At 62.3% G+C, this 24,668-nt stretch carries 25 protein-coding genes; 14 read left to right on the forward strand and 11 right to left on the reverse strand.

The genetic code is table 11. From position 1 onward, the window contains the following. The first annotated feature begins 9 nt into the window (after nt 1-9). The 4 genes from fmt to G113_RS03250 all read left to right on the forward strand — a co-directional run bounded on the left by fmt (nt 10) and on the right by G113_RS03250 (nt 5,287). Nucleotides 10-954 carry a methionyl-tRNA formyltransferase gene (fmt, locus tag G113_RS03235; protein ID WP_005893464.1) on the forward strand — a complete coding sequence of 315 codons (945 nt, stop codon included), beginning with the start codon at nt 10-12 and terminating at the stop codon, nt 952-954. Nucleotides 955-1,014: 60 nt separating this feature from the next. Then, the gene (gene rsmB, locus G113_RS03240) at nt 1,015-2,310 is read left to right on the forward strand and encodes a 16S rRNA (cytosine(967)-C(5))-methyltransferase RsmB (RefSeq protein ID WP_005893467.1); all 1,296 of its coding nucleotides are present in this window, start codon (nt 1,015-1,017) and stop codon (nt 2,308-2,310) included. 64 nt (nt 2,311-2,374) lie between these two features. Beyond that, on the forward strand, nt 2,375-3,751 hold the full coding sequence (gene trkA, locus G113_RS03245; RefSeq protein ID WP_005893470.1) for a Trk system potassium transporter TrkA: 1,377 nt from the start codon (nt 2,375-2,377) through the stop codon (nt 3,749-3,751). Nucleotides 3,752-3,844: 93 nt separating this feature from the next. After that, nucleotides 3,845-5,287, forward strand: coding sequence for a TrkH family potassium uptake protein (locus G113_RS03250; RefSeq protein ID WP_005893472.1), 1,443 nt, complete (start codon nt 3,845-3,847; stop codon nt 5,285-5,287). Between the two features lie 63 nt (nt 5,288-5,350). Here the strand turns inward: G113_RS03250 and rmuC are convergent, their stop codons facing one another. Further along, a complete protein-coding gene (rmuC, locus tag G113_RS03255) occupies nt 5,351-6,691 on the reverse strand; it encodes a DNA recombination protein RmuC (RefSeq protein WP_005893474.1) in 1,341 nt (446 codons plus the stop codon). Further along, complete coding sequence (locus tag G113_RS03260) at nt 6,688-6,903, reverse strand: hypothetical protein (RefSeq protein ID WP_005893476.1); 216 nt, start codon at nt 6,901-6,903, stop codon at nt 6,688-6,690. The genes rmuC and G113_RS03260 overlap by 4 nt, the downstream gene beginning before the upstream one ends. A gap of 136 nt (nt 6,904-7,039) precedes the next feature. Between G113_RS03260 and G113_RS03265 the strand changes: the two genes are divergently transcribed. Next, nucleotides 7,040-7,552 carry a ferredoxin-type protein NapF gene (locus tag G113_RS03265; protein ID WP_005893478.1) on the forward strand — a complete coding sequence of 171 codons (513 nt, stop codon included), beginning with the start codon at nt 7,040-7,042 and terminating at the stop codon, nt 7,550-7,552. 64 nt (nt 7,553-7,616) lie between these two features. Here G113_RS03265 and G113_RS03270 read toward each other — a convergent pair whose 3' ends face one another. The 6 genes from G113_RS03270 to G113_RS03295 form a co-directional block, all read right to left on the reverse strand. Beyond that, a complete protein-coding gene (locus G113_RS03270) occupies nt 7,617-8,069 on the reverse strand; it encodes an Rrf2 family transcriptional regulator (RefSeq protein WP_005893480.1) in 453 nt (150 codons plus the stop codon). Nucleotides 8,070-8,354: 285 nt separating this feature from the next. Further along, the gene (locus tag G113_RS03275; protein ID WP_005893483.1) at nt 8,355-9,194 is read right to left on the reverse strand and encodes a PfkB family carbohydrate kinase; all 840 of its coding nucleotides are present in this window, start codon (nt 9,192-9,194) and stop codon (nt 8,355-8,357) included. 105 nt (nt 9,195-9,299) lie between these two features. Continuing rightward, entirely contained in the window at nt 9,300-10,415 is a 1,116-nt protein-coding gene (gene ald / locus G113_RS03280) for an alanine dehydrogenase (protein ID WP_005893486.1), read from the reverse strand. A gap of 42 nt (nt 10,416-10,457) precedes the next feature. Next, entirely contained in the window at nt 10,458-11,177 is a 720-nt protein-coding gene (locus tag G113_RS03285; protein ID WP_005893488.1) for a glutamine amidotransferase-related protein, read from the reverse strand. A gap of 54 nt (nt 11,178-11,231) precedes the next feature. Next, nucleotides 11,232-12,728, reverse strand: a complete 1,497-nt coding sequence (locus G113_RS03290; protein ID WP_005893489.1) for a CoA-acylating methylmalonate-semialdehyde dehydrogenase — start codon at nt 12,726-12,728, stop codon at nt 11,232-11,234. 103 nt (nt 12,729-12,831) lie between these two features. Continuing rightward, nucleotides 12,832-14,163: an aspartate aminotransferase family protein gene (locus tag G113_RS03295; RefSeq protein WP_005893491.1), complete on the reverse strand. Its 1,332-nt coding sequence runs from the start codon at nt 14,161-14,163 to the stop codon at nt 12,832-12,834. Between the two features lie 174 nt (nt 14,164-14,337). Between G113_RS03295 and G113_RS03300 the strand changes: the two genes are divergently transcribed. From G113_RS03300 to G113_RS03325, 7 genes are all read left to right on the forward strand, one after another. Beyond that, nucleotides 14,338-14,880: a cupin domain-containing protein gene (locus G113_RS03300; protein ID WP_005893493.1), complete on the forward strand. Its 543-nt coding sequence runs from the start codon at nt 14,338-14,340 to the stop codon at nt 14,878-14,880. A gap of 144 nt (nt 14,881-15,024) precedes the next feature. Continuing rightward, nucleotides 15,025-16,524: an aldehyde dehydrogenase gene (locus G113_RS03305; RefSeq protein WP_005893495.1), complete on the forward strand. Its 1,500-nt coding sequence runs from the start codon at nt 15,025-15,027 to the stop codon at nt 16,522-16,524. A 119-nt stretch (nt 16,525-16,643) separates the two neighbouring features. Further along, nucleotides 16,644-16,817 carry a hypothetical protein gene (locus G113_RS21440; RefSeq protein WP_005893497.1) on the forward strand — a complete coding sequence of 58 codons (174 nt, stop codon included), beginning with the start codon at nt 16,644-16,646 and terminating at the stop codon, nt 16,815-16,817. 124 nt (nt 16,818-16,941) lie between these two features. Beyond that, complete coding sequence (rarD, locus tag G113_RS03310) at nt 16,942-17,844, forward strand: EamA family transporter RarD (protein ID WP_005893499.1); 903 nt, start codon at nt 16,942-16,944, stop codon at nt 17,842-17,844. 136 nt (nt 17,845-17,980) lie between these two features. Further along, nucleotides 17,981-18,796, forward strand: a complete 816-nt coding sequence (locus G113_RS03315) for an AraC family transcriptional regulator (RefSeq protein ID WP_005893503.1) — start codon at nt 17,981-17,983, stop codon at nt 18,794-18,796. 47 nt (nt 18,797-18,843) lie between these two features. Beyond that, nucleotides 18,844-19,485, forward strand: coding sequence for a LysE family translocator (locus G113_RS03320; protein ID WP_161618901.1), 642 nt, complete (start codon nt 18,844-18,846; stop codon nt 19,483-19,485). A gap of 230 nt (nt 19,486-19,715) precedes the next feature. After that, nucleotides 19,716-20,825: a YeeE/YedE thiosulfate transporter family protein gene (locus tag G113_RS03325; protein ID WP_236611705.1), complete on the forward strand. Its 1,110-nt coding sequence runs from the start codon at nt 19,716-19,718 to the stop codon at nt 20,823-20,825. Nucleotides 20,826-20,928: 103 nt separating this feature from the next. Here the strand turns inward: G113_RS03325 and G113_RS03330 are convergent, their stop codons facing one another. Continuing rightward, nucleotides 20,929-21,549, reverse strand: a complete 621-nt coding sequence (locus G113_RS03330; protein ID WP_005893510.1) for a LysE family translocator — start codon at nt 21,547-21,549, stop codon at nt 20,929-20,931. A 101-nt stretch (nt 21,550-21,650) separates the two neighbouring features. Here G113_RS03330 and G113_RS03335 point away from each other — a divergent pair, with 101 nt between their 5' ends. Further along, nucleotides 21,651-22,547 carry a LysR family transcriptional regulator gene (locus G113_RS03335; protein WP_005893512.1) on the forward strand — a complete coding sequence of 299 codons (897 nt, stop codon included), beginning with the start codon at nt 21,651-21,653 and terminating at the stop codon, nt 22,545-22,547. A gap of 16 nt (nt 22,548-22,563) precedes the next feature. Here the strand turns inward: G113_RS03335 and G113_RS03340 are convergent, their stop codons facing one another. Beyond that, nucleotides 22,564-23,250 carry a chromophore lyase CpcT/CpeT gene (locus G113_RS03340; RefSeq protein ID WP_236611706.1) on the reverse strand — a complete coding sequence of 229 codons (687 nt, stop codon included), beginning with the start codon at nt 23,248-23,250 and terminating at the stop codon, nt 22,564-22,566. A gap of 179 nt (nt 23,251-23,429) precedes the next feature. Here G113_RS03340 and G113_RS03345 point away from each other — a divergent pair, with 179 nt between their 5' ends. Next, nucleotides 23,430-23,879 carry an SRPBCC family protein gene (locus G113_RS03345; protein WP_040318863.1) on the forward strand — a complete coding sequence of 150 codons (450 nt, stop codon included), beginning with the start codon at nt 23,430-23,432 and terminating at the stop codon, nt 23,877-23,879. Nucleotides 23,880-24,276: 397 nt separating this feature from the next. Here G113_RS03345 and G113_RS21690 read toward each other — a convergent pair whose 3' ends face one another. Further along, a complete protein-coding gene (locus G113_RS21690) occupies nt 24,277-24,564 on the reverse strand; it encodes a hypothetical protein (protein WP_236611707.1) in 288 nt (95 codons plus the stop codon). Between the last annotated feature and the right edge of the window lie 104 nt (nt 24,565-24,668).

Consider the following 24,668-nt stretch of genomic DNA (forward strand, 5'->3'; position numbering starts at 1 on the left):
TCTGCACCTTTGAATAAATTGAAACTGATTTTTGCCGGTACCCCCGACTTCGCCGCCCGTCATCTGGCGGCGTTGTTGTCTTCCGACCATGAGGTCGTTGCCGTTTACACCCAGCCTGACAAGCCTGCTGGCCGGGGCCAGAAGCTGATGGCCAGCCCGGTGAAGGAGCTAGCGCTCGCGCACCAGTTGCCCGTCTACCAACCCGCATCCCTGCGCGATGAAGAGGCCCAGGCCGAGCTCAAGGCGCTGGGCGCCGACCTCATGGTGGTCGTGGCCTATGGCCTGATCCTGCCCAAGCTGGTACTCGATGCCCCACGTCTGGGCTGCATCAACGTTCACGGCTCTCTGCTGCCACGCTGGCGTGGTGCGGCACCCATCCAACGTTCCATCTGGGCGGGCGATGCCGAAACCGGCGTGACCATCATGCAGATGGATGTAGGCCTGGATACCGGCGCCATGATCCGCAAGGTCACTTGCCCCATCGCCCCCGACGAGACCTCAGCCAGCCTCTATGACAAGCTGGCCGAGCTGGGCCCCCAGGCACTGGTCGAGACGCTCAATGCGATGGCCGCAGGCAACGCCGTCGCCGAACAGCAGGATGATGCCCAGGCCAATTACGCCCAGAAACTCTCCAAGGAGGAGGCCCGCATCGACTGGTCCATGGACGCCGTCGCCATAGAGCGCTGCATTCGAGCCTTCAATCCCTGGCCCATCAGCTGGTTTGAAGTGGCAGACCAGACCATCAAGGTCTGGCAGGCAGAAGTGCTCGAGGCCGAACATGGCCAGCACGCAGGCACTCTGCTCAAAGCCGACAAGCAGGGGATCGACATCGCCACCGGCCATGGCATCCTGCGCCTGCTGACCCTGCAACCTCCCGGCAAGAAAGCCATGTCCGCTTCGGACCTGCTCAACTCGCGCCGTGACTGGTTTGCCCCCGGCATCCGACTGAATTGAGCTGGATTGAATTGAAACAAGCGGGGCCCCAGCCCCGACTTGAGCATCTAAGGTAACATTATGAAAACACGTGCACAGGCCGCTCTCGTCATTCAACAGGTGTTGGATCAGGGGCTCTCTCTTTCCGCCGTTCTGCCTGCTGCCCAGGAGAAAGTCGCCCCCCGCGATCGCGCCCTCCTGCAAGAACTCTGCTACGGCACCCTGCGCTGGATGCCGCGCCTGGATGCCGCCGTCAACGAGATGATGGACAAGCCCCTCAAGAACAAGAGCCGCATCTTCCACTATCTGATCCTGGTCGGGCTCTACCAACTTATCTACACCCGCATTCCGGCCCACGCCGCCGTGGCCGAGACCGTCAATGCGGTCAAGCTGCTCAAAGGCAGCTCACTGCGAGGCCTGATCAACGGTGTATTGCGCAACTTCCAGCGCAGCGCCGAGGTGATCCTGGCCCGTATCGACAGGGTGCCCAGCATACGTCTCGGTCACCCGGAGTGGCTCACCAAACGTCTGCGCCAGGCCTATCCCGAAGATTGGGAGTTCATCATGGAGGCCAACAACCAGCGCCCGCCCATGTGGATCCGCAACAACGGCCAACGCCAGAGCCGCGATCAGATGCTGGCGCGCATGGCCGAGGTGGGCATCAATGCACAGGCCGGTGACGAGGGCGCTGACTGCATCTTGCTGGAGCGCCCCTGTGACGTGACCAGACTGCCCGGCTTCGAACAGGGGGACTGCTCTGTGCAAGATGGCGCCGCCCAGCTCGCCGCCCAGTTGCTCGACCCGCAACCGGGTGAGTGGATACTGGATGCCTGCGCCGCCCCTGGCGGCAAGACGGCACACCTGCTCGAACGCCAGCCCGACTTGGCCGGTGTCGTCGCCGTCGATGCCGACGATAACCGCCTCAAACGGGTGCAGGAGAACCTGGATCGCATCGGCCTAAAGGCCCGGCTGATCCACGGCGACGCCAGTACCCCCGACCAGTGGTGGCCAGAGGGGCAGTTCGACCGTATCCTGCTCGATGCTCCCTGCTCCGCCACCGGTGTCATCCGTCGCCACCCCGACATCAAGTGGCTGCGCCGGGATCAAGATATTCGCGAACTGGCCGAGTTGCAGGGCCGCATCCTGGCGGCACTCTGGCCACGGCTCAAGAAAGGTGGCACCCTGCTCTACGCCACCTGCTCGGTACTGCCCGAAGAGAACCGCGATCAGGTGCATGCCTTCCTGGCCGCCACCAAGGGCGCCCGTCTGGTACCACTCCACGAGCAAGACACCCCGGCAGCTCCGGGTCGCCAGTTCTTGCCGGGCGAGGCGGGCATGGATGGTTTCTACTACGCCAAGCTGTTGAAAGAAGCCTGATGAATGCGGTCATGGGTCAGCCTGCTGCCCCCCTCCTCCCCCCTGATGCGAGTACGTCTTCCCTATGAAAATTATCATACTGGGAGCCGGCCAGGTTGGCGGCACCCTGGCCGAGAACCTTGCCGGGGAGAACAACGACATCACCCTGGTCGATACCGACAGCGAACGCCTGCGCGAGCTGCAGGACAAATTTGACCTGCGGGTGGTCAATGGCCACGGCGCCCACCCCAAGGTGCTGCGCGAGGCGGGAGCCCAGGATGCGGACATGCTGGTCGCCGTCACCAACAGTGATGAAACCAACATGATCGCCTGCCAGATCGCCTACTCACTGTTCAACACCCCGAACAAGGTGGCACGCATTCGCTCTCCCTCCTATCTGGCTGAGCGGGATCGGCTCTTTCTGCCCGAGGCGATACCGGTGGATCACCTGATCGCCCCCGAGCAGCTAGTGACCGACTATGTTCGCCGACTGATTGAGTATCCGGGTGCGTTGCAAGTGGTGGATTTTGCCGGTGGCAAAGTGGGTCTGGTCGCGGTCAAGGCCTACTATGGCGGCCCCCTGGTCGGCAACGCGCTCTCCACCCTGCGCGAGCACATGCCCAATATCGAGACCCGGGTGGCGGCTATCTTCCGCCAGGGCCGCTCCATCCGTCCCCAGGGCACCACTATCATAGAGGCCGATGACGAGGTGTTCTTCGTCGCGGCTGCCGGCCATATCCGTGCCGTGATGTCCGAGTTGCAGCGGCTCGAGAGCCCCTATCGCCGCATCATGATCGTCGGTGGCGGCAATATAGGTGCCGGGCTCGCCCGTCAGCTGGAGAAGCGTTACAGCGTCAAGTTGATCGAGCGTAACCAGAAGCGGGCCGAACAGCTCTCGGAGTTACTCGAAAACACCATCGTCTTCTGTGGTGACGCCGCGGATCAGGAACTGCTCGCCGAGGAGCACATCGACCAGATCGACGTCTTCATTTCGGTCACCAACGAAGATGAAGCCAACATCATGTCGGCCCTGCTCGCCAAGAAGATGGGCGCCAAGAAGACCATGGTGCTGATCCAGCGCAGTGCCTATGTGGATCTGGTGCAAGGCGGTTCCATCGACATCGCCATCTCGCCACAGCAGGCGACCATCTCGGCCCTGCTGACCCATGTGCGCCGGGCCGACATCGCCAACGTCTACAGCCTTCGCCGTGGCGCAGCCGAGGCCATCGAAGCCATCGCCCATGGTGACGAGAACACCTCCAAGGTGGTCGGTCGCACCGTCGGTGAACTCAAGCTGCCGCCCGGCACCACCATAGGCGCCGTCGTGCGCGGGGATGAGGTATTGATCGCTCACGATCGCACCCAGATCCAGCAAGATGACCATGTGGTGATGTTCCTGGTCGACAAGAAGTACATACCGGAAGTGGAGCGATTGTTCCAACCAAGCCCCTTCTTCCTGTAACCTGACCATGTTTACGCTTCAGCCAGACAAGACCCGGTTCGCTGCCCCTGGCGGTGACCGGTGTTCAGCTCATCAACGACCAGGCTATTCATCATGATCAAGCTGCGTCCCATCGTCTTCACCCTGGGTCTGGTGCTCTCCAAACTTGCCCTCTTCATGTGGCTGCCGACCCTGCTGGCACTGCTTTCCGGCTCCGAGGGTTTCGTCGAATTTCTGCAATCCGTGGTGATCACTCACCTCGCCGCCTTCTGGTGCCTGCACTATGGTCGCAAGGCCGAATTTCACCTTGGTGTGCGGGAGATGTTCCTGCTCACCACCTCGGTGTGGGCGGTTGCCTGCCTGTTTGGCGCCCTGCCTTTCGTGTTCATCACCCACATCGGCTTCGCCGACGCCTATTTCGAGACCATGTCAGGGGTCACCACCACAGGCTCTACCGTGCTGTCCGGGCTCGATGGCATGGCCCACAGCATACTGTTGTGGCGCTCCATCTTGCAGTGGCTGGGGGGGGTGGGCTTCATCGTCATGGCGGTGGCCGTGCTGCCCTACCTCAACGTGGGCGGTATGAAGCTGTTTCAGACCGAGAGCTCGGATTGGTCAGACAAGAGTGCCCCCCGCGCCAAGACGGTTGCCAACAACATAGTGCAGGTCTATCTGGTGCTCTCCATGCTCTGCTTCCTCGCCTACTGGGCAAGCGGCATGAGCAGCTTCGAAGCCATCAACCATGCCATGACCACGCTCAGTACCGGGGGCTACTCCACCTCGGATCAATCCATGTCCCACTTCTCCCATGCGGCTCACTGGATAGGCACCCTCTTCATGTTCCTGGGGGGCTTGCCCTTTCTGCTCTATGTCCAGAGTCTGACCCGGCGCGACACCAGCCTGATGCGCGATGCCCAGGTGCGCGGCTTCTTCTGGCTGGTGGTCTGGGTCACGCTGATCATGACCTTCTACCTCTGGCATCGCGGCACCTTCGACTTCATGGATGCGCTGCGGATCAGCGCCTTCAATATCGTCTCGGTACTGACCACCACCGGCTATGGTCTGGGGGATTTTGGCACCTGGGGGCCGCTCACCAGCATCCTCTTCCTCTTCCTGCTGGGGCTGGGGGCCTGCTCGGGTTCTACCGCCGGTGGCCTCAAGATCTTTCGGGTACAGGTGGCTTTCTCCCTGTTCAGGAGGCAAATGCGCCAACTGATGCACCCCTCGGGGGTCTTCCCCCAGAAGTACAATGGCCGTCCGGTCAACGAGGCGATAGTGCGCTCCCTGATCGCCTTCGTCCTGGCCTATGTCGCCATCATCATCTTGATTGCCGCCCTGCTGGCGGTGATAGGGCTGGATCCCCTTACCGCCCTGTCCGGGTCCATCACTGCGGTGGCCAACGTGGGTCCCGGCATGGGGCCCGTGATAGGGCCAAGCAGCAACTTTGCCAGCCTGCCAGATACAGCCAAATGGATACTGTCATTCGGTATGCTGCTGGGCCGACTTGAAATATTGACCGTGGCCGTCATCTTCTTCCCCTCGTTCTGGAAGCAGTAAGCCGCCGCCAGATAGCAAAAAGGGCAGCCAATGGCTGCCCTTTCTCATGACGTTGATACTGGCTCAGTCCCCTGACTCTTCCCGCTCCAGGGCCCGATTGACCAGCGGCTCTGGCAGCGTCTTGGTCACCTCGACCCCCAACTCGCGAAACCGCTCGGCCTGGGCTATCAGGTTGCCGCGACCGCTGGCGAGTCGGCCCATGGCCTTGTCATAACTCTCCTGCGCCTTGTTCAAGCTACCACCGAGCTGCTGCATCTCCTCCACGAACAGCCGCAGCTTCTCGTAGAGGCGCCCGGCCCGTTCGGCTATCTGACGGGAGTTCTGGTTCTGGCGCTCGTAACGCCACAGGTTCTCTATGGTGCGCAGCGCCACCATCAGATTGGTGGGACTGACCAGCAGGATATTGTGATCCAGGCCATAGCGCACCAGGGAGGGATCCGCCTCCAGCGCCGCCAGAAAGGCCGGCTCCACCGCCACGAACATCAGCACATAATCCAGGGTGCGTACCCCTGGCAACTGCTGATAATCCTTGCGGCCCAGCTCGCGGATATGATTGCGCACCGAGGCGACATGCTCTTTCAACGCCACGGCCCGGGTCAGTTCATCCTCGCCGTTGTACCAACGCTCATAGGCGGTCAGCGACACCTTGGCGTCGATGATGATGTCTTTTTCCTGGGGCAGGTGAACGATGACATCGGGCTGATAACGCTTGCCCTTGTCGGTTTCAAGGCTCACTTGGGTGTCGTATTCGTGCCCCTCGCGCAGGCCACACTCATGAAGAATGCGCGCCAGCACCACCTCGCCCCAGTTGCCCTGTTGCTTGCTGTCGCCTTTGAGGGCGCGGGTCAGGGCCGCGGCCTCCTCCGTCATGCGCGCGTTGAGCCCGGCCAGGCGCTCCAATTCAAATTTGAGGCTGTGGCGCTGGGCCGTCTCCTGGGCATGGGTCTCACCCACCTGGCGGCGAAAGCCCTCCAACTGCTCCTTGAGCGGGACCAGCAGGCTATCCAGGCTGTGCTGGTTGAGCTCACGGAAGTTGCCCGAGTTCTGCTCGAAGATACGGTTGGCGAGGTTCTCGAACTGCTGGCCGAGCCGTGCCTCCGCCTGCTGTTGCAGCTCCAGCTTCTCGGCACTGGCGAGACGCTCGCTGCGCAGGGTGGCCTCGGCATCCTTGAGGCGGGCGGTGAGTTTGATGATGAAGTTCTGCTGCTGTTCCAGCTTATCCTGCGCCTGCAGTTGCTCATCGTGCAGCTCGGTCAGCCGTTCCTGCCACGCACTGGCGCGCTCCTGACTCAAGGCCAGCGCCTGACTCAGGGCCTGGGCACCCTGGCGCCCCCACAGCCAACCGAGGCCAAGAGCCAGCAGAGCCGCCCCAGCCAGCCAGAGCCACAGCAACGGCTCCATCATCGCCGGCTCCGCTGGCGCAGGAACAGCAAGAGATAGCGGTTGATCAGGATCCAGACCACCACATAGAGCAGATAGGCGGCCAGCACCACCCACTTGTGGTTGTTGACGCCACTGTCCAGCTCATCGAACTCGATCTCCTTGAACCGGCAGTAACCCCACATCAGCAGGGGGAAGACATAGAGCAGGGAAGCCCGCCACAGAAATAACCACATAGAGTCAGCCCAGCAAAAAAGACTCGCCTAGCTTACACAAGGGGGCGTGGCCTTGCGATCCCGCTGTGATAGTTCCGCTGGCTTGCGAGACACAAACCTCATAGAATTACCCCCTAGTAGGTATCAGGAGCCAAGCATGGCGCATTTCCTCTGTCGACGATTGACGCGGCTCTGGGCCAGACGTCGACCGGGCGCCATCAACTGCCGCGAGGCCCGCCCTCCCTGGGCCATAGAGGAATCCCAATTCCTCGCCCTCTGCCAACGCTGCGGCAACTGTTTCCAGGCCTGTCCAAACGGCCTCATCAAACCGGCCACGGGCCCCGAGTACCAGAACAGCCCCATTGCCGGCACCCCTGTCCTGGATCTCGACTGTGGCCAGTGCAGCTATTGCGGCAGCTGTGCGAGAGCCTGCCCGAGCGGTGCCCTCGACCTGCGCTACGGCCGCCAGGTGCAGACCCGGGTCAAGATAGAGGCCAGCTGTCAGGCCAGGCAGGGTTTCTACTGCCTGCTCTGTGAAGATGCCTGTCCCCAGCAGGCGATCAAGGCCAGCCCGGATGGGGTCACGGTCAACATGACCGCCTGCGATGGCTGCGGCGCCTGCGGTCTCGCCTGCCTCTATGGCGCCATCACTCTGGTACGCCAACCCTGACCGCTGGCAGCAAATAGCAGAAGGGGCCTGCAGGCCCCTTCTTGTTCATGCCGGATGCATGGGTTCAACTCACGGCCAGCAATTGATCCTGATCCATGCCAAGCAGATGACAGAGCCGGGCCGGATCGTTGACCACGTCGGCCAAGGTGTACTCGCCCAGTACCTCGAGGAAGGCATTGATCGCCTTGCGCAATATGCCTTGAATACGGCAGCCGCCAGCCAAGCGGCAGTTGTCCGTCTTGCAATAGGCGGGACAGAGGATGTTCTCCATGTCCATTACCACATCACGCAGGTTGATGGAGACAGCGGAGCGGCCGAGGCGAATGCCGCCATGCTTGCCACGCACCGTCTCGATGTAACCCTTGATGCCAAGCTGGTGCACTATCTTGACCACGTGGTTGCGAGAGATGGCAAAGGTATCGGCCACTTCGGTGATGGTCGAGAGCCGATCCGTCGGCTGGAGTGCCAGAAACGTCAGAGCGCGCAGGGCATAGTCGGTAAAACGTGTCAGTTGCATGGTGGTACTGCCTCTCACTACAGCCGGGATCGGACAACAAGAGCCAAGGGAAACGACGGAGAGTCTCCGGGTTCCTGAGGGTGAGAGCCAAGGTTAAGAGCAGCGTTCGCGGGTGTCGATAAAGATGCACATAAATCGACACTTTCTTTGATTGATCGCAAACTTGCTGGCTTGTAGCACGCTTCTAGCCAGTTTTAACCCGAACTGGCAGGGGATGCCAAGGGTGCGAAACAGCCTCGAAATAACCTGAATGACACCCCGCACCATGCTGCGGATGGTGTGTGATCAGTGGCCCTGCTCCAGCCAGGACTTGAGCGCCTGTGAGGGGATTGAACTCTGGCTGGCAACGGCAAAGGCGCCCCAGTCCACGGCGCACTGCAGCGCATCCTCAATGGCCATGCCCCGAGCCAGACCATGAATGAGTCCGGCGGCGAAGGCATCCCCGGCCCCCGTCGTGTCCACCACCGAGACGGGGCGCGCCGCCACCCGGATCCGCTCCTCACCATGGATGGCAACGGCCCCGGCCTTGCCCTCGGTCAGCACCAGCCACTGCAGCTGATCGCCGGCCAGCCCCTGGGCATGGGCCCAAGGAGCCCCAATCTCACCCAGATCAGAGCGCGAGGCCACCAACAGGTGGCAGGGTCTGGGGTGTCTGCCACCCTTGGGATATTGGGCCACGACCATGCAGTGCTCCTGCATCTGGCCCATGTAGTCCGCCACCGCTCCCCCCGGGTAGTTCACATAGAGGCAATCCACTCCCTGACTCGGCAGGTTACCGGGCAGATCAGGGCGGCGGGGCTGACGCAATATGGTGCGCTCACCGAGGGAGTCCACCAGGATCAACAGCTCCCCCGTCTCACCGCCGAAGCGCTCAACATGGCTGCAATCCAGACCATGACTGCGCGCCTCGGCCAACAGCCAGTCTCCGGTGTCATCCAGGCCGATCCGCGAGGCGATGGCCACCTCGTGGCCCGCCCACACCAGTCCTATGCCGGTGTTGGCCGCGCCGCCCCCCAGTCGCCTCCCTCGATCCAGGTACTGCAGCCGAGCTCCCGCGACCAAGGGTTCGGAGAGGGACAGCACATGGTCACAGTTGAGATTGGCGAGCAGCAGAATGCGGGACATGGCGGATCCTCAAGAAGTGCGAGGGCTCATTATAAAGAGAAAGGGCCATGACGGCCCTCCCTGACGGTGAGAATGTGAACCCGCTCGAGGTTCATCGCAACCCCGTCACCCCAACACAGTGGCCGCGCTGACGTAGTCATAACCGAGCGCCTCGGCCACCGCCTGCTGCGTGACGCTGCCCTTATAGACATTGAGTCCAGCCAGCAGGTGCTTGTCCTCCTTGAGGGCGCGCTGGTAACCCTTGTCTGCCAGGGCCAGCACGAACGGCAAGGTGGCATTGGTCAGCGCGAAAGTGGAGGTTCGCGCCACACCGCCCGGCATGTTGGCGACACAGTAGTGGATGATGCCATCGACCACATAGGTGGGATCTTCATGGGTCGTCGGCCTGGAGGTCTCAAAACAGCCCCCTTGATCGATGGCCACATCCACCAGCACCGAGCCCTTGCGCATCAATCCGAGCATGGCGCGAGTCAGCAACTTGGGCGCCGCCGCCCCCGGGATCAGCACGGCACCGATCACCAGATCCGCCTGGGCAATGCAGGCCTCGATGTTGGCCTTGGTCGAATAGAGCGTCTTGAGGGCCGGGCCATAGAGGCCATCGAGCTCCCGCAGCCTTGGCAGCGACTTGTCCAAGATGGTGACATCGGCCCCCAGACCCAGGGCCATGCGCGCCGAGTTGACCCCGACCACGCCACCGCCCAGCACCACCACTTTGGCAGGTGCCACCGCGGGAACGCCGCCGAGCAGGGTGCCATTGCCGCCCTGGGCCTTTTCAAGGCTGTGAGCACCGGCCTGTACCGCCATCCGCCCTGCCACCTCGGACATGGGCGCCAGCAGCGGCAGGCCACCACGATCATCGGTAACCGTCTCGTAGGCGATGGCCACCGCTCCCGAGTGAACCAATAGCTGGGTCTGTACCGGATCCGGTGCCAGATGCAGATAGGTGAACAGCAATTGCCCCGGCCGCAGCAGCGCACACTCCTCTGCCTGCGGCTCCTTCACCTTCACGACCATCTCTGCCCGAGCGAAGATCTCGGCAGCACTGGTCACCAGCTCGGCCCCGGCAGCGCCGTACTCTTCGTCGGACAGACCGATGGCCTCGCCGCCCCGCGCCTGCACCAGTACGGTATGGCCCCGAGCCGTCAGCTCCTGCACCCCCGAGGGGGTCATGCCAATCCGGTACTCGTGGTTTTTGATTTCCTTGGGTACACCAATGATCATCTCAATGCTCCTGCGTTCATCCCTGTATCCCGCCGGGGCCGCTCAGGGCCGACTCGGCAGTATCCCTAAAAATCGCAACAACCAACCCATCATGATGGTGGAATCCACCTCCTGCTCCAGCGAGTCGAGGCAGGCCTGGTAACGCTCGGGTGCCAGGTGCTGCTGCCGCTTCTCGATCAGCGCCCTGTCATAGTCGACCGGGAACTCCGGGTGACCCTGGATGGCGACGATGTGCTCTCCCTGACCAAACATGAAGTTCGGGCAAAAACCATTGCCTGCCAGCCGGCGCCCACCGGGGGGAAGCAGCGCCACCTGATCCTGATGGCTCGCCAGGATACGGATCTGATCGAGGGCGGGCTGCATCCAGGGCTCGCTCGCCAACATGGCATTAGTGGCGACCCCCAGTCCCCAGCCTTTGTCGGACTTGACCACTTCGCCGCCCAGCGCCTGGGCGATCACCTGGTGGCCGAAGCAGACCCCGGCCAGCTTGGCCCGGGCCTCATCTGCCCGCCGCACCCACTCCCGCAATGCTTCCACCCAAGGCGCATCCCCATGGGCGTCATGGCGCGATCCCGTGATGAGCCAGGCATCGCACTCATCCAGATCCGCCGGCAACTCGCCATCCAGGGCCGACCAGACCCTAAATTCCAGATCCGGTGCCAAGGCCCTGAATCCCTCGATAAACATCCCGGAATAGACCCGGCCAAAACGGGCTTCGAACTCCGGATCCAGCCGATCACAATCGAGAATTCCCAGTCGCATCCTTTACTCCTTTATACGTCCATAGGGCGGGCCGACCCAAAGCGGCCCAAGGCCCTACTTCATGGTCGGCATGGCGAACTCGGCACCGGCCCGCAGGCTCTGAGGCCAACGGGCGGTCACCGTCTTCATCTTGGTATAGAAACGTACCCCATCCGGCCCATGCATATTGAGCGGCCCGAAGATGGATCGCTTCCAGCCACCGAAGCTGTGAAACGCCATGGGCACCGGGATGGGAACGTTCACCCCTACCATACCGACCTGAACCCGCGTGGTGAAGTCCCGCGCCGTATCGCCGTCGCCGGTAAAGATGGCGGTACCGTTGCCGTACTCATGCTCATTGATGAGCTGGAGTGCCGTTTCATAGTCCGGCGCCCGCACTATGGCGAGCACGGGGCCGAATATCTCCTCCCGATAGATGCGCATCTCGGGATTGACTCGATCGAACAGGCTGCCGCCGATATAGTAGCCCTCCCCCTGGCTGACGCCACGGCCATCGACCCGCAGCAGGGCACCCTCGGCCACCCCCTGATCCACGTAACCACGCACCTTGGCCAGATGTTCCCGACTGATGAGGGGACCCATCTCGTTCTCCGGAACCACCCCCAGACCGGGCCCCACCCGCAGCGCCTCGACGAGGGGTGCCAGCTTGGCCACCAACGCATCGGCGGTCGTCTCTCCCACCACCACGGCTACCGAGATCGCCATGCAGCGCTCACCCGCCGCGCCATAGGCGGCGCCCATCAGGGCGGAGACCGCCTGTTCGAGATCCGCATCCGGCATCACCACCATGTGATTCTTGGCGCCGCCCAGGGCCTGCACCCGCTTGCCATGGGCCGAGGCGGTGGCATAGATGTATTCGGCGATGGGGGTGGAGCCCACGAAGGAGACGGCGGCCACCCGCGGGTCGGTCAGCAGCACATCGACCACCTCCTTGTCACCGTTGACCACGTTGAGTACCCCGTCCGGCAGTCCGGCCTGCTTGAGCAGTTCGGCCATACGCAGGGCAAGAGAGGGATCCTTCTCGGACGGCTTGAGGATGAAGCTATTGCCGCAGGCCAGCGCCACCGGGAACATCCACAGCGGCACCATGGCCGGGAAGTTGAACGGCGTGATCCCGGCGCAGACCCCGACCGGCTGCATCATGGAATAGCTGTCCACCCCGCGCCCCACATTGAGGGAGTGCTCCCCCTTGAGCAGGTGAGGGATGCCGCAGGCAAACTCCACCACCTCCAGCCCCCGGGTCAGCTCCCCCTGGGCGTCGGAGAACACCTTGCCGTGCTCGCGGCTGATAAGCTCGGCCAGCTCGTCTCTGTGCAACTCCATCAACTCCTTGAAGCGAAACAGCACCCGGGCCCGCACCAGCGGCGGGGTCTGGGACCAGGCGACGAAGGCGGTCTCGGCAATGGCTATGGCCTCGCTACACTCGGCGGCGCTGGCGAGCGCGACCTGGCCCTGCTGCTGGCCGGTGGCCGGGTTGAAGATGGCGGCGAAGCGCTCGCTGTGGCTGGCTTTGAGCTCGCCGTTGATGAAGTTGGTGACCCTGTATTCCATGCATCCTCCGTGATGGGTAATAACCTTTCCCTGCGCCCGGCCTAGTCGGAGCGCAGGCCACTGCTCGCCACGCGCGGGCAGTGGATTCAGTACTATGTGTTGATCACTCCTGAGCCTGCAGGACGTCCTGCAGCAGGGTAAATAGGTCATCTATCTCGCTGTGCTCGATGATCAGCGGTGGCGACAGGGCGATGATGTCGCCAGTGACTCGGATCAGGGCCCCTTTCTCGAAGCAGCGCACGAACACCTCATAGGCACGCTTGCCAGGTGCCCCCGCCATAGGTTCCAGCTCTATACCCGCCACCAGACCGTAGTTGCGCACATCTTTGACATGCTTGCAGCCCTTCAGCGAATGCGCGGCCTCCTGCCAGTAATCGGCCAGCTCGGCGGCGCGGTGCAGCAGGTTCTCGTTGCGGTAGATTTCCAGGGTGGCGAGCCCGGCAGCGGCGGCCACCGGGTGACCCGAATAGGTGTAGCCGTGAAACAGCTCGATGGCTCCCTTGCCCGCACTCATCATGTCGTCATAGATGTGGCTTTGTACCAGCACGGCGCCCATGGGGATGGCACCATTGGTGAGCCCCTTGGCACAGGTGATGATATCCGGCAACACATCGAACTCCTGGGCGGCGAAGGGGGCGCCGAGGCGGCCGAAACCGGTGATCACCTCGTCGAAGATGAGCAGTATGCCGTGCTTGGTGCAGATCTCCCGCAGCCGCTTGAGATAGCCCTTGGGCGGCATGATGACCCCCGTGCTACCGGCGATGGGCTCGACGATGACCGCCGCTATATTGCTGGCATCATGAAGGAAGACTATCTTTTCCAGTTCGTCGGCCAGGGTCAGATTTTCTGCTGGCAGGCCCTTGGTGAAGGCATTCTTGGCAATATCGAGGGTGTGGGGCAGATGGTCCACCCCGCCGAGCAGGGAACCGAACCACTTGCGGTTGCCGGGGATGCCGCCGACCGAGATGCCGCCAAAACCCACCCCGTGATAGCCGCGCTCACGGCCAATCAGGCGGGTGCGAGTCCCCTGGCCCCGGGCCCGTTGCCAGGCCAGCGCAATCTTCAGCGCCGTATCCACCGATTCGGACCCCGAGTTGGTGAAGAAGACATGGCCGAAGCCCTTGGGGGCTATCTCTACCAGCTGGTTGGCGAGTTCGAACGGCAGGGGATGCCCCATCTGGAAGGTGGGGGCGAAATCGAGGTGGGCGATCTGCTGGGAGACCGCCTCGGCGATTTCACGGCGACCATGACCCGCATTGCAACACCAGAGGCCAGCGGTGCCGTCCAGTATCTTGCGGCCATCCTCTGCGCGATAATACATGCCCTCGGCAGACTTGAGGATGCGTGGCGCCGCCTTGAACTGCTGATTGGCGGTGAAGGGCATCCAGAACGCGGACATGTCCGCCGGCGTATTGATGTCACTGACAACTTTCATGGTCACCTCATCCTTAAGGTGTTTAGCTACTCTTGGCGAGCGCCTATTAAATTAAACACCTGTATCCATAAAAAAGGGCGCTATGCTGCCCAGTGATGGTGTCACCCCGACCAGGGTGGTATAAGATATTTAACACAAATTCAATAATAGTAAACACTCGAGGAGAACAGAAGGATGGATATAGGTCAGCGCCTCAAGGCGGTCCGCACCAAGGCGGCCCTGTCCCAGCGTGAACTCGCCAAACGCTCGGGGGTGACCAATGGCTTTATCTCCCAGATAGAAAAGAATCAAGTCAGCCCCTCGGTCGCCTCCCTGCGCAAGGTGCTGGCGGGCATTCCCATGTCCCTGGCCAGCTTCTTCACCGACGAGACGGCCCTGGATTCCGAGGTGGTATTTCGCGCCGCCGACATGCCGGATCTTGGCAGCCACCCCATCAGCTACCGCCTGGTCGGCCACAGTCGCGCCAACCGCGCCATCGGCATGCTGCAAGAGATATTGCCCCCTGGCGCCGACACAGGTGACGACATGCTCAGTCACGATGGCGAAGAGTGCGGCATCATCATCAAGGGCCAGGTCGAGGTGACCATAGGCGAACAGATCCACCTGCTCGGCGCCGGTGATGGTTACTACTTCGACAGCCGTACCCCCCATCGTTTTCGCAACGTCGATGAGCAGGAGTGCGTGCTGATTTCGGCCAACACCCCGGCCACTTTCTGATCCCAATCTCGGGCCAGGGTGGGCCGCTATGCCGGGTACCTGTCAACATCCCTGTTTAAGGAATTGTTACAACCTGGATTTACAGACGGCAAAATGTTTAGCATATTGATACGCGGACAACCTTTGCACGTTCAAGGAGCGAACATGAGTGACATGAACCTGGCCCAGTGGCAGTACCGACAGGCCCAGTTGACCCTCCCCACCCAGGCTTTCATCGATGGCAACTATAGAGATGCCGTCGATGGTGCCACCTTTGATTGCATCAACCCCGCCAATGGCCAGTTGCTGGCAAAAGTTGCCGCCTGTGATGCCGCCGATGCGGAGCTGGCGGTCAGCGCCGCCCGCGCCGCTTTCAATGACAGGCGCTGGGCGGGTCAGTCCCCCAAGGAGCGCAAGCTGGTACTGCAGCGCTTCGCCGAACTGATGAGGCTCCACCGGGTCGAGCTGGCTCTGCTGGAATCCCTGGACATGGGCAAGCCCATCTCGGACGCCATGGGTTACGATGCCCCCGCCGCCGCCAACTGCATCGCCTGGAATGGCGAGGCCATCGACAAGTTGTATGACGAGGTCGCCCCGGTCGAAGAGGGCGCCCTGGCCCTGGTGACCCGCGAGCCGTTGGGCGTAGTGGCCGCCATCGTCCCCTGGAACTTCCCCCTGGTGATGGCATGCTGGAAGCTGGGCCCGGCGCTCGCCACCGGCAACTCCGTCATCCTCAAACCGTCCGAAAAATCCCCCCTCACCGCCCTGCGCATCGCCGGGATCGCCAAAGAAGCGGGCATTCCGGATGGCGTATTCAACGTGTTGCCGGGCTTTGGTCATACCGTGGGCGAGGCGCTCGCCATGCACATGGACGTGGACTGCATCACCTTCACCGGCTCCACCAAGGTCGGCAAACATCTGGTGCAGTGCTCCGGCAAGTCGAACCTGAAACGCGCCTTCATGGAGTGCGGCGGCAAGAGCCCCAACATCATACTGGCGGATGCTCCGGATCTGGACGCTGCCGCCAAGAGTGCGGCCGGCGCCATCTTCTACAACCAGGGGGAGGTGTGCACCGCAGCCTCCCGCCTGCTGGTGCAAAACAGCATCAAGAGCGACTTCATCGAGCGGCTGCTGGCCCATGCCCGTGAGTGGGTCTCGGCAGATCCCCAGGATCCCGCCACCCGCATCGGCGCCATGGTCGATGGCATCCAGATGGAGCAGGTATTGCGCTACATAGAGATAGGCAAGCAGGAGGGCGCCAAGCTGCTGCTCGGCGGCCAGCGTACCCGGGAGGAGAGCGGTGGCTTCTACATAGCCCCCACCATCTTCGATGAGGTGACCCCCCAGATGCGCATCTTCCGCGAGGAGATCTTCGGCCCCGTGCTCGCCATCACCGGCTTCGATACCCTTGAGGAGGCGATCGCCCTGGGCAACGACACCGACTACGGCCTGGCAGCCGCCATCTGGACCGCAGATCTCAACAAGGCGATCAAGGGCTCCCGGGCCCTGCGTGCCGGCACCGTGTTCGTCAACAATTGGGATGGCGGTGACATGACGATGCCGTTCGGCGGCTTCAAGCAATCTGGCAATGGTCGTGACAAGTCGTTGCATGCGCTGGAAAAATACACCGAGCTCAAGAGCACCTGGATCCAGCTCGAATCCTGAAAATACGCATTTTGTCGATAAACAGGGGGCCAAGGCCCCCTTTGTCATGTTTACCCTTCCCTCACCTCGCGAGACTGATATAATAATCAGCTACACAAACCATTAAATATTAAGAAAAAATGTTGTTTCTCGTGGGAAGCGTGCTGCTGCTGGTGATAGGGCTGCCACTGCTGTTTTTCCTGCTGGGTCAAGGGGAAGCCTATGTTACCTGGGGCCCCTGGATCTCGGCCCTGGTCCTCATGCTGTGGCTGCTGCTGGATATCGACAAGATCCGCCGAGGCGGGCCCAGATAGCCGCATACCCGGCGGCCACTCGCTTGTTAATCACTATTTAATCGCTTCTTTCCCATCGCAAGGATGGCTAAACTGATCGTTTGGCGGTGTCAGTCACATCCGCTCTTTTGCGAAGGTTAGCCAGATGTCACAACAGATCCAGCGCCAGGGGATCATTTATGCCCTGTGTGCTTATACCCTTTGGGGCATAGCGCCCATCTATTTCAAGTTGATCGCCGAAGTCCCCGCCGCCGAGATCCTCACTCACCGCATCATCTGGTCCTGTGCCCTGCTGGCAGTGCTGGTGCTGCTCGGGCGCCAGTGGTCCAAGGTGCAGACCGTGCTGCGCAAGCCCAAGGTATTGATGACTCTGGCGCTGACCTCTACCGTGGTGGGCGGCAACTGGCTGCTGTTTATCTGGGCCATCAACAATGGCCACATGCTCGACGCCAGCCTGGGTTACTACATCAACCCGCTATTCAACGTGCTGCTCGGCATGGTGTTCCTCGGTGAGAAACTGCGCCGCTTGCAGTGGTGGGCGGTAGGGCTCGCCGTGGTAGGGGTGGCCGTGCAGCTGATCGCCTTTGGCTCCCTGCCCTGGATTGCCCTGGTGCTGGCCAGCTCCTTCGCCTTCTATGGCCTGGTGCGCAAAAAGCTGGCCCTGGATGCCCTCACCGGCCTGCTGCTGGAGACGCTGATCCTGCTGCCCCCGGCGGCCATCTATTTGTGGGGCATAGCCGACAGCCCCACCAGCCATATGGCGGACAACAGCCTCTACCTCAACCTGATGCTAATTGCCGCCGGGGCCGTCACCACGGCTCCCCTGCTCTGCTTCACCGCCGCCGCGACCCGGCTCAAGTTCTCCACCCTGGGGTTCTTCCAGTACATAGGCCCCAGCCTGATGTTCATTCTGGCGGTCACCTTGTACGGCGAGGCGCTGCGTACCGACAAGCTGATCACCTTCGCCTGCATCTGGAGCGCCCTGGTGTTGTTCAGCCTGGATGGCCTGCGCAGCAGCAGGCGACGATCCCAGCCGGCGGCGCAATAAACCTACCGACACCCGGCACTTGCCGGGTGTTTTTCATCCCGTCCCGGCCAGCCCGCGGCGGCCTGCCAAACCGGTGCCAGGGCCGGATCGCAATAATCTACAAGCGCCCTGCGCCAATCTGAGGTATTGATCAGGGATGAAGCACGCGCACCCCATTCACTACTGGCAGTCACCCCATCTGCCGGGCCTGGAACTCTCCCACTCCCATCACCGGGAGTTCAGCTATGGCCGTCACGTCCACCTGGACTATCACATCGGTCTGGTGCAGCGCGGTGGCCAGAAATTCATCCACAAGGGAGAGAGCCATGCCCTGGTGCGCGGTGAGCTTTCCACCGTCAACCCCGACGAGATGCACGACGGTCTGAGCCTGCTGCCGGAAGGGTACGAGGTGCGGGTCTTCTCCATAGACCCGAACCAGCTGGCCGATTGGCTGCCTGGTGGCGAGCTCTTTTTCGACAGAGGGCTGCAGCGGCGACCGGATCTCTACACCGGCTTCGCCCGCCTGCACATGTACCTCGAGGAGCCGAAGGTCGATGGCCTGCTGGCCGAGAGCACGCTGCTGGCCCTGCTCGGCGATCTGCTGCAACTAGCGCCAAGTGAGCACAGACTGGCGGACCCTCAGCTCAGGTTTCTGCGCGGCCACCTGCTGGATCGCCTCGACGAGCGCCACAGCCTGGAGGATCTTGCCGCCCTGTTCGGGCTGGATCGCTTCGCCTTCCTGCGCCAGTTCAAGAAAAAGACCGGCATGACCCCCTACGCCTGGCTCAAGCGGCTAAGGCTTGAGCGCAGCAAGGCCCTGCTCGCCCGAGGCATGGCGGTGAGCGAGGTGGCGTTGGCAGTGGGTTTCTTCGATCAGAGCCACTTCCACCATGGTTTTCGCCAAGCCTTCGGGCTCACTCCCGCCGATTACCGCCAGCAGATGCAATCTTTTACAAGCCACCCGCACCGCTAGGGTGGCAAGCTGCCCTCTCTTCAATGCAGCACAGTAAGGAAAGCACCATCATGCAGAGTCTGTTCGTCACCATAGGACTCCTCCATCTCATCGCCCTGGCGAGCCCGGGCCCAGATTTTGCGCTTATCCTGCGCACCAGCTTGCACAGGCCCACCGCCATCGGTGCCGCCATTGGCATAGCGCTCGCCATCTTGCTGCACGCCACCTTCAGCCTAACCGGCATCAGTCTGCTGATTGCCGAACACCCCTGGTTGTTCAACCTGGTGCGACTGACGGGCGCCCTCTATCTTGGCTGGCTCGGCTGGGGTGCACTCAAGGCCGCCTGGCAGGGCAGTGCCACCCTGCGATTGCAGGCGGGGAACGAGCATGGCGGCCTGGCCCAGGGTATTCGCCGTGGGCTCGCCACCAACTTGCTCAATCCCAAGGCGCTGCTGTTCTTCGTCGGTCTGCTGGCGGCCATGATCACCCCCCAGGTGAGCGGCCTGACCCGCAGCCTGCTGGTCATTGAGCTCTTCCTGCTCTCCCTCGCCTGGTTCGGCCTGCTGGCCTGGAGCCTCTCCACCCCGCGCGCGCAGCGCCTGCTCGACCGGGTGCAGCGCCCGCTCAATCTGGTCACCGGCCTGTTGTTTGGCGCCGTCAGCCTCTCCATCCTGATGGAGCTGGCCCGCGAGGCGAGTGCCTATATCTAAGTCATGCCAACGACTTCCGCTATAGCGCGGACCCAGCATCTGCTCGGCCGAGTGCAACGGCCTGCTGTTTGGTATCACCCACCCAGCCTCTCCATCCTGGTGGAGCTGGCCCGCGAGGCGAGTGCCTAGATCTGGCACGCAGGCACGCCCGTCGCCGAATGGCTGGCATCGGACTCATTGTGGGATTAGGATGCACGCCTTAACCACAGTAACGTTACGGATGTATCGGCATGGCTCGACAATGGTCGCTCCCCATAGTGGCTCTCGCGGGGGGAGCTTTATTCTGGCTCGGCAACAGCTTCGGTATGAAATGGGCCCTGATGGCCCTGTTAGGATTCGGCTTCGGCTTCACCCTCTCCTTCAGTCGCTTCGGCATCGTCTTCGGCTGGCGCGAGATGCTGACCAGGCGAAACAGCTACTACGTGCGGATTCACCTGCTTACCATCGCCATCGAAATTCTGCTGTTCACCTGCTTCCTCTCCTTTACTCACGCCCTGTTTGGCGATGCCATGGTGGGCAACGTCATGGCCATCGGCGTGCCCTTCATCGTCGGCGCCTTCCTGTTCGGTATCGGCATGCAGCTAGCGGGAGTCTGCGCTACCGGTACCCTCTACTGCTGCGGCGAGGGGCAACCCCGCTTCTGGCTGGTGCTGGTCTGCTACGGCATCGGCACTCTCATCAGCAACCAGTTTCGTCCCGAGCTGGAGGCCACCTTCTCCAGCCAGGTGGTATTGGCCAAGGATCTGACCGGCAATATCTGGAGCGGCATGCTGCTCAACCTGGCGCTGGTCGCCGTGCTGTTCATGCTGTTTCGCAGGAGTGAATTAAAGCGCACCGGTGAGCTCAAGCCCATCTTCGGCGGTGGCAACCTGTTCTGGCGCGACGGCCGCTTCACCGTGCTGACCGGCGGCATCCTCATCGCCCTGCTCAACTCCGCCGTGGTCGCCCTGCACGGCTCGGCCTGGACCATCACCGGCGCCGTCTATGACATGGCGCTGCGCGGCGCCTCCCTGTTCGGCCTGTTCGAGGGCAACCCCAAGCTGGCCCAGCCGCTGTTCATCAACCCCATGGTCGGCATGTTCTGGCTGGGGATCCTGGGGGCCATGCTGGCACGCTGCCTGAGCGGTGGCGGCAACTTCGCCCCGATCCGCATAGGCAACAGCCTGGCGGCCATCATTGGCGGTCTGCTGATGGGGATGGGGGCCATGTACAGCGCCTGCAACCTCGGCGGCTTCTTCGACGGCACGGCATCGGGCAGCCTGCACGGCTGGGTCTGGATGCTGATGGCCCTGGCGGGCAGCCTCATCGGCATCCGCCTGCGGCCGCTGTTCAGACTCTGATGCAAGCACGGGATGGTGCTTTACGGCGCCATCCCGTCAATACCCCTCCTCTTTATCCCGGTCCGAAGGCTGCAAATTGCGGCACCATTCTTTCCAGGCTTGCCTATCTCAGCCCCCTGACCAACAGCAACAGGGCAAAGCCGGTAAACATCACCGCCGACAACCGGTTGATGCCCCTGGCGAAGCGATCGCCATAGCCCTGCAGCCCCACCCAACGAAACACCAGGCAGTAGCCGCCGTGCACCACCAGCACCACGGCGCTGAAACTCAGCGCCAGCAGCAGGCACTGGCCCAGCGCCCCCTGGCGAAAGTCGATGAACTGGGGAAACAGGCTGGTGAAGAAGATGATCGCCTTGGGGTTGAGCAAGCTGATGAGCGCCCCCTTGACGAAGCTGTGCCAGCAATCCCTATCCGAGCTCGCGCCCATCACAAGGCTGACCCCGCGCTGACGCCAGGAGTTCACCCCCAGATAGAGCAGATAGAGGGCGCCACCCAGGGTGAGGATCTGCTGGCCCCCGGCCAGCCAGTGGGTAAACCAGAGTACCGCCAGCGAGGCCAGGGTCGCCACCAGCAGTATCCCCACCGCCACCCCGACAAAACCGGCGATGGCGTGACGGCTTCCCCGGGTCAGGGTGTTGCCTATGGTGTAGATCACAGCCGGCCCGGGACTGAGCACAGTCCCCAGGGCGAGCAGCAGGTAGAGGGCGTAATATTCGAGACTCATCGCAGGGCATTTCCCGGTCGGTTGGATGCCGCCCAGTATATTGACAGCCGCTTCGCCAGCCAGACATAGTGGCGCTCGGCTTTATAAACCAGGAGTTTAGAGTGGACCGTCTGACCGCCATCGAGATCTTCGTCGAAGTCGCACGCGCGGGCAGCTTCAGTGCCGTGGCGGACCGCTTTGAGATGACGCCGGCCATGATCGGCAAGTACATCAAGTGGCTGGAGACCCGAGTCGGCTCCCGCCTGCTCAACCGCAATACCCGCCGCCAGAGCCTGACCGAGGCGGGCAGGGAGTACCTCGGCGGTTGCCAGAGCCTGCTGCAACACTACCGGGAGCTGGAGCAGAACACCCTGGCCCACACCGGCCAGGCGGCGGGCAAGATCCGCATCAATGCCCCCATCACCTTCGGTAGCTATCGGCTGACCCCCTTGCTGTGCCGCTTCATGGCGCGATATCCGCAGATCCGCATCGAGCTGGATCTCTGTGATCGGCTGGTCGACGTGATCGGCGACGGCTTCGACCTCATCTTCCGGGTCGGCACCCCCAAGGACGCCGCCTACATAGCCCGGCCGCTGGCCCACTCGGCCTCGGTGTTCTGCGCCTCACCCATCTACCTGCAACGGCACGGCACCCCGCTCGAGCTCGCGGATCTGGCCCGTCACCACTGCCTGGGCTTCGTGCCCTGGTTGACCCAGTCGGGCCTGGCCACTGAGTTTCCCCTCGAGCAGCTGCACCTGTGGGACAGCCCCTTCATCAGCAACCATGGCAGCGCCCTCAAGGTGGCGGCCCTGAATCATGCGGGAATAGCACTGCAACCCAGGGACTTGTTGAGTCAGGAGCTGGCCAGCGGCGCCCTGCTGGAGATCTTGCCGGAGGCCCTGCCTGCCCCGCGCCTGGTCAACATGCTCTATCCTGCCAGGGAGCCCATGCCGCTGCGGCTGCGACTGCTGATCGACTACCTCAGCGATCACCGCCAGGAGCTGGACATCCCGGCGTGATGCAGCACCGGTCGGCTCACTCCCCCCGCTCAGTCATCTTGCGCAGATAGAGATAGCCCTCGCCGGGGCTGCCCCAGCGCAGCTTGCCGCCCTCATCGTAGGCACGATCGAGCAGACGCACCCGATCCGGGCCGATCCAGAGGTATTGCACCAGAGTGCTGGCGCCGCCGAAATCGGTAGTGCAACGGCCAATGTCGCTGTGCCCCTGATACTCGCCGGACGGCTGGCGGTGCAACCAGATCTCGCAGCCCTGGCGCAGGGAGAGCTGTTGCGGGGTGAGGGAGTCGAGCAGCTCAGGCTGACGCCAGGCACCGGCAAAGTCCGTGGCGCGCGGCATGGTCAGCTCGCTCATCAGTATGCGCCCGCCAGAGGCTTCGCTGAAGCGGTAGATGCGCTGGCGAAAGGGGCGCGGGGCGCGCTCTGCCAGGCTCTGCTCGGCGTAGATCCAGCGCACCCCAGGCCTGCCCGGCCAGATCTCCATCAACCGCAAACTGGCACTGGCGAAGCGATCGTCATCACGGGCCTGCTCGGCATTGGCAAAATCGCCGCTAAACCAGTCAAGCAGGGGTGCCAGACTGGCCTGAGGCTGGGCTGCCTCTGACGGCACGCCTGGGCGGGGGACAAAGGGGGTGGACTCCGCCCAGATCAGGCAGGAACAGAGCAAGCCGCACAGGGCCGCCATCAGCCGCATTGTCGAATCCATCCGAATCATTTTCATGGTGGCGATTATATGAGCGAACGCTGGCAATAACCGCAACCTTGATCAAATCCTGGCCAATCTGCTGAAAAATCACAGTGTTAGCCAAGCCAATCCCCAAACTGGACGGCACGCCCGGATGTGGCGGCTATTCTTGGTGCGACTCCCCCAACGAGGCATAGATGATGACAACAGGAACAGTACGGCTGCACCGCGTACTCAAGGCCCCGCCGATGCGGGTCTATCGGGCATTTCTTGAGGCGGAGGCGCTCGCCAAATGGCTGCCGCCCCATGGCTTCACCTGCCGGGTAGAGCGCCTGGAGGCCCGCGTCGGCGGCACCTTCAGGATGGCGTTCAGCAACTTTGCCACCGGCCACAGCCATGGCTTTGGCGGCCAGTATCTCGAGCTGGAGCCGGGCCAACGCCTGCGCTACACGGACCGTTTCGACGATCCCAATCTGCCGGGGGAGATGGCGGTGACCATCACCCTCAGCCAGGTGCTGTGCGGCACCGAGCTTGCCATCGAACAGAGCGGGATCCCCGACGCCATACCGGTCGAGATGTGCTATCTCGGCTGGCAGGAGTCCCTGACCCAGCTCGCCGCCCTGGTCGAACCCGAGATCCCGAGCGAATAGCCCAACGCCGAGCCTGCCGCCATGGCGGGCTCTGTGCCGATTCAACCACCCTGCACTCATGGCAGATTCAGGGCGCGCAGCTCCGCCATGCTCTTGGGATCATCCATGGCCGGCAATGACCAATACGGGTTCGCCCAAATCGCCTCATGGAAGCCATGCAGGATCAGCAAGGGGGGAATGCCCCAGTGTCGAGTGGGGTCGTTATACCAGACAGCTATCGGCCGTCTGCCGCGGGGACAAGCAACGACCGACCCAGTGACCAGATCAACCACAGGGCTAGACCCAGGGTCACCAACAACCAATGAACATGGGGCAGGACAAAGGCATAAAGGATTTCCAGCGGCTGCCAGGTCGACGCTGTGGCGGTCACGAAGGCGGTCTCATCGGTCTGCCACAATCAGAGCACGGCAAAGAGCGGTGGCAATAGCAGGCAAGGTGTCAGCAGAAACAGCGGCCAAAAGACCCCGCCCAGCAAGGCACCGAACGCCAGCATGGGCATGACCAGTTCGGCAAAGGTACGCCTCTGAAAGATGCCACCCCATGCCAGAGTGGGATCCTCGGTCAGCACCGGCCACCAGAAGGCGTATTGAAACAGGGTAAAGGAGAGGGTAAACAACAGGCTGGCAAGCAATGCCAACATGGCCTGGCGCCCCCAGCGTCCTCCCCTCACCTTCCATCGAAACATCTCAGCCTCCCCACAGCGTGTGTGGTGCAGCATGCCAGACAGGAGCTTCCTATGGAACTAGGCATCACATCCATGAGCCTGTCGGAAATCCTCCTCCCAAGATG

The sequence above is a fragment of the Aeromonas molluscorum 848 genome (assembly GCF_000388115.1).
GTDB classification, from domain to species: Bacteria; Pseudomonadota; Gammaproteobacteria; order Enterobacterales; family Aeromonadaceae; genus Aeromonas; species Aeromonas molluscorum.

Coding starts and splice junctions, on each gene's coding strand:
- rsmB (WP_005893467.1), top strand. CDS start 1,015: ATGAAAACACGTGCACAGGCCGCTCTCGTCATTCAACAGGTGTTGGAT.
- trkA (WP_005893470.1), top strand. CDS start 2,375: ATGAAAATTATCATACTGGGAGCCGGCCAGGTTGGCGGCACCCTGGCC.
- G113_RS03250 (WP_005893472.1), top strand. CDS start 3,845: ATGATCAAGCTGCGTCCCATCGTCTTCACCCTGGGTCTGGTGCTCTCC.
- rmuC (WP_005893474.1), bottom strand. CDS start 6,691: ATGATGGAGCCGTTGCTGTGGCTCTGGCTGGCTGGGGCGGCTCTGCTG.
- G113_RS03260 (WP_005893476.1), bottom strand. CDS start 6,903: ATGTGGTTATTTCTGTGGCGGGCTTCCCTGCTCTATGTCTTCCCCCTG.
- G113_RS03265 (WP_005893478.1), top strand. CDS start 7,040: ATGGCGCATTTCCTCTGTCGACGATTGACGCGGCTCTGGGCCAGACGT.
- G113_RS03270 (WP_005893480.1), bottom strand. CDS start 8,069: ATGCAACTGACACGTTTTACCGACTATGCCCTGCGCGCTCTGACGTTT.
- G113_RS03275 (WP_005893483.1), bottom strand. CDS start 9,194: ATGTCCCGCATTCTGCTGCTCGCCAATCTCAACTGTGACCATGTGCTG.
- ald (WP_005893486.1), bottom strand. CDS start 10,415: ATGATCATTGGTGTACCCAAGGAAATCAAAAACCACGAGTACCGGATT.
- G113_RS03285 (WP_005893488.1), bottom strand. CDS start 11,177: ATGCGACTGGGAATTCTCGATTGTGATCGGCTGGATCCGGAGTTCGAA.
- G113_RS03290 (WP_005893489.1), bottom strand. CDS start 12,728: ATGGAATACAGGGTCACCAACTTCATCAACGGCGAGCTCAAAGCCAGC.
- G113_RS03295 (WP_005893491.1), bottom strand. CDS start 14,163: ATGAAAGTTGTCAGTGACATCAATACGCCGGCGGACATGTCCGCGTTC.
- G113_RS03300 (WP_005893493.1), top strand. CDS start 14,338: ATGGATATAGGTCAGCGCCTCAAGGCGGTCCGCACCAAGGCGGCCCTG.
- G113_RS03305 (WP_005893495.1), top strand. CDS start 15,025: ATGAGTGACATGAACCTGGCCCAGTGGCAGTACCGACAGGCCCAGTTG.
- G113_RS21440 (WP_005893497.1), top strand. CDS start 16,644: ATGTTGTTTCTCGTGGGAAGCGTGCTGCTGCTGGTGATAGGGCTGCCA.
- rarD (WP_005893499.1), top strand. CDS start 16,942: ATGTCACAACAGATCCAGCGCCAGGGGATCATTTATGCCCTGTGTGCT.
- G113_RS03315 (WP_005893503.1), top strand. CDS start 17,981: ATGAAGCACGCGCACCCCATTCACTACTGGCAGTCACCCCATCTGCCG.
- G113_RS03325 (WP_236611705.1), top strand. CDS start 19,716: ATGGCTCGACAATGGTCGCTCCCCATAGTGGCTCTCGCGGGGGGAGCT.
- G113_RS03330 (WP_005893510.1), bottom strand. CDS start 21,549: ATGAGTCTCGAATATTACGCCCTCTACCTGCTGCTCGCCCTGGGGACT.
- G113_RS03340 (WP_236611706.1), bottom strand. CDS start 23,250: ATGGATTCGACAATGCGGCTGATGGCGGCCCTGTGCGGCTTGCTCTGT.
- G113_RS03345 (WP_040318863.1), top strand. CDS start 23,430: ATGACAACAGGAACAGTACGGCTGCACCGCGTACTCAAGGCCCCGCCG.
- G113_RS21690 (WP_236611707.1), bottom strand. CDS start 24,564: ATGTTTCGATGGAAGGTGAGGGGAGGACGCTGGGGGCGCCAGGCCATG.